An 8,984-nucleotide genomic window follows, 5' to 3' on the forward strand; every position below is an offset into this window, starting at 1 on the left:
CGGCGTCAATGGCCGAGCGGTGCAGCCGGCGAAGCATTGCATTACGCCGGCGCATCAGGGGCGCTAGTATCCAACGAACCGAATATAAGTTGGGGCAGGCGAGTTATCGAAATTCGCGATGGACGCGCAATTGCTGGCGTCGGCGTAATAGAAGCCGACCGTTTTGCCTTGCGACGCGGCGGTAACCAATTGGGCGGCCCATGTCATGCATAGAGTGGGAGATACGCCCTCTCGTGTCCTGTCGATATTGCAGATGGAGATCCAGTCGTTGCGCCAGGTCGCAAACAGCATCACCCGCCCGTCGCTATGGGTATTGATCTCGGCGGGGACGCCGGTGCAATAGGCGGCTGCCCGAGCCGCACCCGGCAAGGCGAGTGCGATACCAAGCGCTCCGGCAGCGACCAGTTTTGCTACAGACTTCATTGCCGGCGCTCTCCAAGGATTTCCGGATTCATCCATTGGGCGCCGCTTCCGGACACAAGGCCATAGTATTTCTAGCGATATCCGTTTCGGCGCGGTGCCGTTTTATGATTAGGCTCGATCGCAACGAACTGACGAACAGACGGATGAGCGGACCGGGGAAGCGCCGAGGTGACGTTCGGTGTGGGTCGGCGGACTTAGGCTGACAGGCGGCGTCTGCCTCCCGGTCGCTGCGGCCGCGTCAGGGATTCTGCATGCGTTTCGCCCAGGAAGGCTTGAGCGAAGCATCCTCGCCCATCTGCTGTTCGAGGCGAGCGAGGCGCTGCTCCTCGATATGCTTGCGCTGAGGTGCGGAGAGCCGCGAATGTCTGCGCGCTCTGCCGGCGCGGTAGAGACAGGCGAACATCGTGATCAATGCCGCCCCGATGGTGATGCCGACATCGGACAAGTCTGCGTAGAGGCTCATCACGAATGCAACGAGCGCGAGACCTGCCAGAAGGGCGGCGAGCAAGATATATTCGAGAGCCTCGCGCCGATCAGCGTCGAAAAGAGACTGGACGGGATCGGCGGACTTGCGGGGCATTGGACGAGATGCCTTTTGTTTGAACGACGGGCGGGCAATGGCTTCGAAACGGCAATCTGGGCAGTCCGTGAGACCGATTGACCACGGCACGTCGCACGGTGCAGCAGAATGGTTGCGCAGTCGTTACGTTTGCGAAGGCACGGAGTCGATCGCTCCCAAGGGCCGATCGAGCTTGTGCCGGCGCGCGGCAAAGCGGATAGGCGGCCGATGGTACCGCGCGAACTGATCGATACGGCTGAAGTGCCCGGCGGCGAGCCGCTGCGGCTGTTCCGGCGGGGTGCCGACTTCATGATCGTGCTCGATCGCAACGAATTGATGAACAGCCGGATGAGCGGATCGGAAGAAGCGCTCGCCGAAATGACGATCGATCGACTGCGCGTGCCGGCGCCGCATCTGCTGATCGGCGGATACGGCATGGGGTTCACCTTGCGCGCGGCGTTGAAGCGGCTCGATGCGGATGCGCGGGTGACGGTGAGCGAATTGGTGCCGAAGATCATCGACTGGGCGCGCGGACCGATGTCCGAGCTGGCGGCGGGGTGCCTCGACGACCGGCGCGTGGAGGTGGTGCTCGACGATGTCGGAGCGATGATCCGGCACGGGCGCGGCGGCTATGATGCGATCCTGCTCGATGTCGACAATGGTCCGGACGGGCTGACTCGGCCGGGCAATGACGGGCTCTATTCGGATCGCGGGCTGGCCGCGGCGCGCGCGGCGTTGCGCACCGGCGGGATATTGGCGGTGTGGTCGGCGGCGCCCGATGCGGCGTTCGCGCGGCGGCTGCGCGAGGCCGATTTCAGTGTCGAGGAAGTCGGCGTCAAGGCGCGCAGCAACGGCAAGGGGCCGCGCCACGTGATCTGGTTCGCGACGCGGCGGTAGATTGAGTCCCTCTCCCTTTGGGAGAGGAGGGAGCCGACCCAGTCGGCGGAAGGGTGAGGGTGGTCCTCTCGCCCTCACCCTTCCCTCCGCCTTCGGCGGTGGGCCCCTTCCCTCTCCCGATGGGAGAGGGAGATGTTTCAGGAGACAGGCATGAAATGGTTCGGACGTAAGTCGGCCGGGCGCGAGGGCGCGCGGCCGGCGCTGGCGGGCGGCGGCGGCATCGCCGGCTTCGGCGACTGGCCGCGCAGCTACGAGGCGCAGGTGCGCGAAGGCTATTGCCACAATCCGGTGGCGCAGCGCGCCGTCAAACTGATCAGCGAGAGTGTCGGATCGGCGCCGCTCAAGGCGAGCGACCCCGCATTGGCGGCGCTGGCGATCGCGCGATCGAGCGGACAGGTGCTGATCGAGACGCTGGCGGCGCAATTGCTGCTCCACGGCAATGCCTGGGTGCAGATCCTGACCGACAGCCATGGCGCGGTGCGCGAATTGTTCGCGCTCCGGCCCGAGCGGATGACGGTCGAGGCCGATGCCGGCGGCTGGCCGGTGGCGTATCGCTATCGGGTCGGCGCGAATGTCAGCCGGCTGGCGGCCGAAGACGCGGCGGGGCGGCCGGCGGTTGCGCATATCCGGACGTTCAACCCGGTCGACGATCATTATGGGCTCGGCTGCCTCGGCGCCGCGGCGGGGGCGGTGGCGATCCACAATGCCGCGACGCGCTGGAACAAGGCGCTGCTCGACAATGCGGCGCGGCCCTCGGGAGCTTTGGTCTATGACGTCGGCGACGGCGGGGTGCTGAGCCCCGACCAGTTCGCGCGGGTCAAAGGCGAGCTCGAGGCGGGGTTTGCCGGCGCCGCCAATGCGGGGCGGCCGATGCTGCTCGAAGGCGGGCTCAAATGGCAGGCGATGAGCATGACGCCGGCCGATATGGATTTCGTCGGGCTGAAGGCGGCGGCGGCGCGCGAGATCGCGCTCGCCTTCGGGGTGCCGCCGATGCTGATGGGACTGCCGGGCGACACCGCCTACGCCAATTACCGCGAGGCCAATCGGGCGCTGTGGCGGCTGGCGATCCTGCCGATTGCGGACACCATCCTTGCGGGGCTTTCGCAAGCGCTGCGGGGCTGGTTTCCCGAGGCGGCGCTGTCGATCGATCTCGATCGGGTGCCGGCGCTGGCGGAAGATCGCGAGCGGCTATGGCTGCAGGCGAGCGCGGCGAGCTTTCTGAGCGACGACGAGAAACGAGCTATGGTCGGGCTGGCGTGACGGCGAGCATGCAGCTGCGTTCCCCGGCATTCCAGGTGCCGCGGGCATTGCTGCATTTGGCCTTGAGCACGGCGTCGGTCGACCATGCCCAGACGAGCAATGCGCCGAGCATGACGACGAGCAGAACGAGCAGCGGAAAGAGCCGGGGGCGCATGTACGCTGACTAGGCGCTGCCGCGCGGGCGGGCAAATCGAAGTTCGGACGGGGGTTCGGGCGGGGTTTTCAGGAGAGTGTGATGCGTAACGAAACGGTGCTCGCGCAACTGATCGAGCAGGCGAAGGAGGATGGTGCCGACGTGGCGACGCTGCGCGCGATCGCCGAGGAATCGGGCGAGCTGAGCGCGCAGCGGGCGCTGGCGCGGCTGGGGCTCGAGGATGTCGGCGCGGCGAAGGACATGGCCGAGTTGCGCGAGCTGCTGGGGGCATGGCGCGATGCCAAGCGCTCGGCGTTCAAGGCGGCCTTCTCATGGGCGGGGCGGATGCTCGCCGCGCTCGTGCTGGTCGGGCTGGCCGTGAAACTCGGGTTCCCGGGGTGGCTCAAATGAGCGTGCGCTTCGCCGGCTATGCCGCAGTGTTCGACGTGCCCGATCGCGGCGGCGACGTGGTGCGGCGCGGGGCTTTCCGGTCGGCGGGGCCGGTGCCCCTGCTGTGGCAGCATGGCGGGACGGCGGTCGGCATGATCGAGGCTTTGGCCGAGGATCGGCGCGGGCTGCGGGTGATCGGGCGGGTCGAGACGCCCGAACTCGCCGCGGCGGTGGCGAAGGGCGCAGTGACCGGATTGTCGTTCGGCTATCGGGTGACCGAGGCGCGCGGCGCGACACGGCGCGAGATCAAGGGGCTCGAATTGCTCGAGATCAGCCTCGTGGCGAGCCCGATGCAGCCGCTGGCGCGGGTACATGCAGTGACGCCGAACGCATGAGCAGCCAGACGCCTGCGGCGATCATCGGGACGCACAAGGTCTGGCCCATGGTCAGGCCCCAGGCGAGATGTTCGAGCCCGGCATCGGGCTGGCGCGTGAATTCGAGGAAGAAACGGGCCGTGCCGTAGAGGAGCAGCGCGGTGCCGGCGAGGCGGCCGGGGCGGTTGCGCGCATCGGTGCGCCAGAACATCCACACCAGGACGAGCATCATCAGTCCGCCTTCGAGTGCGGCCTCGTAGAGCTGGCTGGGGTGGCGCGGGACGCCGTCATGGCTGCCCGGGAAGATCATCGCCCAGGGGAGGCTCGACGGGCGGCCCCAGAGCTCGCCGTTCACGAAATTGGCGAGACGGACGAGGATCATGCCGAACGGTGCGGCGCAGGCGACATAATCATAGATGCGGACGAGATCGAGGCGGTTGCGGCGGGCGAACCACCACAAGGCGACGAGTACGCCGATCAGCCCGCCATGGAACGACATGCCGCCGTGCCAGAGCTCGAGCACCTTCCAGGGGCGGAGCCAGATGCCAGGCTGGTAGAACAGGCAATAGCCCAGCCGCCCGCCGAGGATCACGCCGAGCCCGACCCAGGTCAGCGCATCGTCGACCTGCGCGGGAGTCATCGGCGCGCCGGGCCGGGCGACGAGGCGGCGGAGATACCACCAGCCGAGCGCCAGCATCGCGAGATAGCTGAGCGCGTACCAGCGCAGCACGAACGGGCCGCCAAGGTCGAGCGCGACCGGCGAGAGGCCGAGATCGGCGAAGTGGATCGGATGGGCGGGCATCGCGCGTCGATAGCATCGCCTTTGTGAAAATGCCGAGGGGTTTTCGACCATTCCCGGAGCGGTGCTCGGGGAGATCCTTTCTGTGGGAGAACAAGCATGGACGAAGTGACGACGGACGCGCTCGAGGCGAGCTTCGAGGCAGTGGAAAGGGCGGGGCTGCCGCCGGTGCGGCCGATGCTGGCGGGCGGGCGGCCTCTGGGCAGCGCCGCGTTCGAGGGTTTCCTGCGCACCGGCGGCGGGTTCGAGATGAAGGCGCTGTCGGGCGCCAGCGACGCCGCGGGCGGCTATGCGGTGCCCGAGGAGATCGACGGCCGGATCGACGCGACGCTCAAGGCGGTCTCGCCGATCCGCGCGATCGCCAATGTCGTGAAGGTTGGATCGAGCGGGTATCGCAAATTGGTGACCAGCGGCGGATTCGAGAGCGGCTAGGCGGCCGAGACCGCGGCCCGGCCCGAAACCGACACGCCGGTGTTCAACGAAGTCGCGCCGCCGATGGGCGACCTCTATGCCAATCCGGCGGCGAGCCAGGCGATGCTCGACGACGCCGCGTTCGACGTCGAGGAATGGCTGGCCGCCGAAGTCGCGCGCGAGTTCGCCGCGGCCGAGGGGGCGGCGTTCGTCAGCGGCAACGGCACCAACAAGCCCAGGGGCTTCCTCGCCACGCCGACCGCCTCGACCGGGGATGCGACGCGCGCGTTCGGGACGCTGCAAACCGTGGCGACCGGCGCGGCGGGAGCGTTCGCGGCCAATCCCGAGGAGAAACTGATCGACCTGGTCCAGAGCCTGCGCGCGCCGTACCGGCAGGGCGCGAGCTGGGTGATGAACAGCGCGACGCTGGCGCGGATCCGCAAGTTCAAGACCAGCGACGGGGCGTTCCTGTGGGTGCCGAGCCTCGCCGCGGGGCAGCCGGCGACCCTGCTCGGCTATCCGGTGGTCGAGGCCGAGGACATGCCCGACATCGCCGCCAATGCGCTGGCGATCGCCTTCGGCAACTTCAAGGCGGGCTATCTGATCGCCGAGCGGGGCGAGACGCAGGTGCTGCGCGATCCGTACAGCAACAAGCCGTTCGTGCATTTCTATGCGACCAAGCGGGTGGGGGGCATGGTGAGCAATTCGGAGGCGATCAAGCTGCTCAAGTTCGCGGTTTCCTGAGCCTGGCCGATCCTCCCTCGCGAAGCGGGGGAGGTGGCACGCCAGGCGTGACGGAAGGGGCGTGGTCGCAAGCGTTCGCGCGTGGAAATGCCCCTCCACCCCTTCGTGATCCCTCTCCCCCGCTGCGCGAGGGAGGATCCCAGACGAGGAGATTTCGATGCTTGCTCCGCCCTTTCCGGCGGCGGCGATCGCGGCTGCGCGCGATGCTGCCAGGCTTTATTTGCGGATCGCGGGCGCGGCCGAGGATGCGTCGCTCGAAACCCATGCCGCGACGGCGCTCGCTCTGTGCGAGGCGTTCACCGGCCGGGCGCTGATCGTCCGCGCGTGGCAGACGGTGCTGCCCGCGCACGGCGCATGGCAACGGCTTCCCGCCGCGCCGGTGACGACGATCGACAGCGTCGAGGGACTCGGCATGTCGGGCAATGCCTTCGCGCTGCCGGTCGACGCCTATGCGATCGATATCGATGCGGTGGGCGACGGGTGGGTGCGCGGCAGCCCCGCGATCGCCGCCGGACGCATCCGCATCGGCTATTCGGCCGGGCTCGCCGCGGACTGGGCCGCGCTGCCGGCGCCGCTGGCGCAGGGCATGGTGTTGCTCGCGACGCATCTGTTCGAGGCGCGCGCGAGCGGCGGCGCGCCGCCGGCCGCGGTGGCGGCCTTGTGGCGGCCGTGGCGGCGGGTGCGGCTCGAGGCCGCAAGGCGATCGGCATGAAAGGCCTGCAGGCGCGCGCCGAAGAGGCCGGCGAACATGCCGCGACGCAGGCGGCGTTGCGATTGCGCGACGCCGCGCGCGCGGCATTGCCCGGACTTTCGGTGGAAGCCGAGGCCGGGCGGGTGGTGATTTCGGGGCGCGAATTGCGGCGGCGATGGCTGCGCGACGCCGTGCTCCGCTGGCCGGGAGGGTGGCTCCGATGAGCGCGCATGCTGTGCTGACCGAGGCAGTGGAAGCGGCGCTCGGCACGCATCCCGGGCTGGGGATCGCCCTCAACGGCGTGTTCGACAGCGTGCCGCGGCGCGCGGTGCGGCCCTATGCCGTGGTCGAGGATGCGTTGCTCGTGGACTGGAGCACCAAGGACATGATCGGTCGCGAGGGCCGGCTGACGGTCGGGCTGTTCGCCGGCGAGGACCGCAAGCGGCTGCGCGCGCTCGCCGACCAGATCGGCGCGGCGATCGCGGGATTGCCGCGCGAGCTGGGCGAGGGGTGGCGGATCGCCAGCCTCGCCTTTTTGCGCAGCCGGATATTCGAGGAAGGCCCCGGGCTGTGCGCGGCGGTGATCGAGTTCCGGGTGCGGATGCTGCAGGCGAATTAGGAGAGAGAAGATGGCGGCGGAGAAGGGTAGCGCGTTCCTGCTCAAGGTGGGCAATGGCGGATCGCCGGTGAGCTTCATCACGGTGGCGGGGCTCAGGACCACGCAGCTGAGCGTCAATGGCGAGGCGGTGGTGATCACTTCGAAAGACTCGGGCGGCTGGCGCGAATTGCTGTCGGGCGCCGGGGTGCGATCGGTGAGCGTGTCGGGCGCCGGCGTGTTCACCGGATCGGCGGCGGAGAACCGGGTGAAGGCCAACGCGCTGGCCGGGGTGATCGACGATTACCGGCTGAGCTTCGAGAGTGGCGAGAGCCTGATCGGGCGCTTCCTGGTGACGCGGCTCGATTATGCCGGGGATTTCAACGGCGAGCGCAGCTACACGCTGAGCCTCGAGAGCTCGGGCGCGGTGGTTTCGGCATGAGCGGGATGGATGGTCTCGGTGCGACACCGACCCACCCCCAACCCCTCCCTGGAAGGGAGGGGAGTTCTAACCCGGCGCGGGGCGAGGCGGCGTTGCGCGTCGGCGGGGAGATGCTGGTGCTGCGGCCGAGCTTTGCGGCGCTGGTGGCGGCCGAGAGCGAGCTGGGGCCGTTGTTCGCCCTGGTCGAGCGCGCCGCCGAAGGGCGGCTGGGGCTAAGCGAGATGGTCGGGCTGTTCTGGCATTGCCTGCGCGAACGGCCCGAGGCGCTGACCCGCGACGGTTTTGCCGAGGCGGTGACCGGGTGTGGGCTGGCGGCGAACACGCCGGTGCTGAAGGTCCTGCTCGGGCAGATATTGGCGGGGCGGTGATGGGCGGGCAATTCCTCCCCGGAGCGGGGAGGGGGACCGTCGCCGAAGGCGATGGTGGAGGGGACCCCGCTTTCCGCCCGGCTTCGCGCTCGCGGATGGCGGGCCCCCTCCACCAGCCTGCGGCTGCTCCCCCTCCCCGTTCCGGGGAGGAATTTATGGAGGCCGCGGTCCGGCTCGCCGGAATGGCGGGGGTCTTGTTCGGCTGGACGCCCGAAATTTTCTGGAACGCGACTCCGGCCGAACTGGCGGCGCTGGTGCGGGCGTTGGCGGGGGACGCGGTGCCGCCGCCCGGCGCGGGCGAGATCGCGCGGCTCAAGGAGCTATTTCCCGATGGATGAAGAGATCGAACGCTTGATCATCGGCGTGCGCGCCGACACCCGCGGCTTTGCGCGCGACGTCGCCGAGATGCGCGGGCAGATCGAGGGCCCGCTCGAGGCCGGCGCCGAGCGTGCCGGACGCGCGATCGAAAATGCGCTGTTGCGCGCGGTGCGCACCGGCAAATTCGGCTTCGAGGACCTGCGCAGGATCGCACTGGCCGCGATGGACGAGATCGCCGCGGCGGCGCTGCGCCAGGGACTGGCGGCATTGGGCGGCGGTGGCGGTTCGGGCGGCGGGGGATTGCTGGGCGCGCTCGTCGGGCTGCTCGGCGGGGCGCCGGGGCGTGCGACCGGCGGCCCGGTGAGCCCCGGCCGGCCTTATTGGGTCGGTGAGCGCGGACCCGAATTGTTCGTGCCGGCGAGCGCAGGCGCGGTGGCGGCACCCGTCGCGGGCGTGTCGCGCGAGGTGCGGGTGGCGATCACGATCAACGCCGGTGGGGGCGAGGCGCCGCGGGCGCTCGCGCAGTCGAGCCGGCAAGTGGCGCGCGCGGTGAAAGCGGCTCTGGCGGGGATGGAATAGC

The 8,984-nt window shown here is 69.1% G+C and carries 15 protein-coding genes and 1 pseudogene; 12 read left to right on the forward strand and 4 right to left on the reverse strand.

Annotated features, from left to right (window positions below):
- Window positions 1-63: 63 nt before the first annotated feature.
- Window positions 64-423, reverse strand: coding sequence for a hypothetical protein (locus Q9Q95_RS13720; RefSeq protein ID WP_306097703.1), 360 nt, complete (start codon window positions 421-423; stop codon window positions 64-66).
- Window positions 424-661: 238 nt separating this feature from the next.
- The gene (locus Q9Q95_RS13725) at window positions 662-1,093 is read right to left on the reverse strand and encodes a hypothetical protein (RefSeq protein WP_306097704.1); all 432 of its coding nucleotides are present in this window, start codon (window positions 1,091-1,093) and stop codon (window positions 662-664) included.
- A gap of 117 nt (window positions 1,094-1,210) precedes the next feature.
- Between Q9Q95_RS13725 and Q9Q95_RS13730 the strand changes: the two genes are divergently transcribed.
- Window positions 1,211-1,879, forward strand: a complete 669-nt coding sequence (locus tag Q9Q95_RS13730; RefSeq protein WP_306097705.1) for a spermidine synthase — start codon at window positions 1,211-1,213, stop codon at window positions 1,877-1,879.
- A gap of 150 nt (window positions 1,880-2,029) precedes the next feature.
- Window positions 2,030-3,139 (forward strand): phage portal protein, encoded by a 1,110-nt coding sequence (locus tag Q9Q95_RS13735; RefSeq protein WP_306097879.1) that lies wholly within the window; start codon window positions 2,030-2,032, stop codon window positions 3,137-3,139.
- Here Q9Q95_RS13735 and Q9Q95_RS13740 read toward each other — a convergent pair.
- A complete protein-coding gene (locus tag Q9Q95_RS13740) occupies window positions 3,120-3,293 on the reverse strand; it encodes a hypothetical protein (protein WP_306097706.1) in 174 nt (57 codons plus the stop codon). The two genes, Q9Q95_RS13735 and Q9Q95_RS13740, sit on opposite strands and share 20 nt — an antisense overlap.
- A gap of 81 nt (window positions 3,294-3,374) precedes the next feature.
- Here Q9Q95_RS13740 and Q9Q95_RS13745 point away from each other — a divergent pair, with 81 nt between their 5' ends.
- Both Q9Q95_RS13745 and Q9Q95_RS13750 read left to right on the forward strand, forming a co-directional pair.
- Window positions 3,375-3,683 (forward strand): DUF6127 family protein, encoded by a 309-nt coding sequence (locus Q9Q95_RS13745; protein WP_306097707.1) that lies wholly within the window; start codon window positions 3,375-3,377, stop codon window positions 3,681-3,683.
- Window positions 3,680-4,057 carry an HK97 family phage prohead protease gene (locus Q9Q95_RS13750; RefSeq protein WP_306097708.1) on the forward strand — a complete coding sequence of 126 codons (378 nt, stop codon included), beginning with the start codon at window positions 3,680-3,682 and terminating at the stop codon, window positions 4,055-4,057. Before Q9Q95_RS13745 ends, Q9Q95_RS13750 begins: the two co-directional genes overlap by 4 nt.
- Here Q9Q95_RS13750 and lgt read toward each other — a convergent pair.
- Complete coding sequence (gene lgt / locus Q9Q95_RS13755; protein WP_306097709.1) at window positions 3,993-4,838, reverse strand: prolipoprotein diacylglyceryl transferase; 846 nt, start codon at window positions 4,836-4,838, stop codon at window positions 3,993-3,995. The two genes, Q9Q95_RS13750 and lgt, sit on opposite strands and share 65 nt — an antisense overlap.
- Before the next feature lie 96 nt (window positions 4,839-4,934).
- Between lgt and Q9Q95_RS13760 the strand changes: the two are divergent.
- The 8 genes and pseudogenes from Q9Q95_RS13760 (at window position 4,935) to Q9Q95_RS13795 (ending at window position 8,983) form a co-directional block, all read left to right on the forward strand.
- Window positions 4,935-5,990: pseudogene (locus Q9Q95_RS13760) on the forward strand (phage major capsid protein).
- Window positions 5,991-6,147: 157 nt separating this feature from the next.
- The gene (locus Q9Q95_RS13765; protein ID WP_306097710.1) at window positions 6,148-6,702 is read left to right on the forward strand and encodes a hypothetical protein; all 555 of its coding nucleotides are present in this window, start codon (window positions 6,148-6,150) and stop codon (window positions 6,700-6,702) included.
- Complete coding sequence (locus tag Q9Q95_RS13770; protein ID WP_306097711.1) at window positions 6,699-6,905, forward strand: hypothetical protein; 207 nt, start codon at window positions 6,699-6,701, stop codon at window positions 6,903-6,905. Before Q9Q95_RS13765 ends, Q9Q95_RS13770 begins: the two co-directional genes overlap by 4 nt.
- Window positions 6,902-7,300: a DUF3168 domain-containing protein gene (locus Q9Q95_RS13775; RefSeq protein ID WP_306097712.1), complete on the forward strand. Its 399-nt coding sequence runs from the start codon at window positions 6,902-6,904 to the stop codon at window positions 7,298-7,300. Before Q9Q95_RS13770 ends, Q9Q95_RS13775 begins: the two co-directional genes overlap by 4 nt.
- Window positions 7,301-7,310: 10 nt before the next feature.
- Window positions 7,311-7,718 carry a phage major tail protein, TP901-1 family gene (locus Q9Q95_RS13780; protein WP_306097713.1) on the forward strand — a complete coding sequence of 136 codons (408 nt, stop codon included), beginning with the start codon at window positions 7,311-7,313 and terminating at the stop codon, window positions 7,716-7,718.
- Between the two features lie 5 nt (window positions 7,719-7,723).
- Window positions 7,724-8,086 (forward strand): gene transfer agent family protein, encoded by a 363-nt coding sequence (locus Q9Q95_RS13785; RefSeq protein ID WP_306097880.1) that lies wholly within the window; start codon window positions 7,724-7,726, stop codon window positions 8,084-8,086.
- A gap of 155 nt (window positions 8,087-8,241) precedes the next feature.
- Entirely contained in the window at window positions 8,242-8,424 is a 183-nt protein-coding gene (locus tag Q9Q95_RS13790) for a phage tail assembly chaperone (protein ID WP_306097714.1), read from the forward strand.
- Window positions 8,417-8,983, forward strand: a complete 567-nt coding sequence (locus Q9Q95_RS13795) for a tail tape measure protein (RefSeq protein WP_306097715.1) — start codon at window positions 8,417-8,419, stop codon at window positions 8,981-8,983. Before Q9Q95_RS13790 ends, Q9Q95_RS13795 begins: the two co-directional genes overlap by 8 nt.
- Window position 8,984 lies beyond the last annotated feature (1 nt).

Source organism: Sphingomonas sp. DG1-23 (genome assembly GCF_030730875.1).
In the GTDB taxonomy this organism is placed as follows: Bacteria; Pseudomonadota; Alphaproteobacteria; order Sphingomonadales; family Sphingomonadaceae; genus Sphingomonas.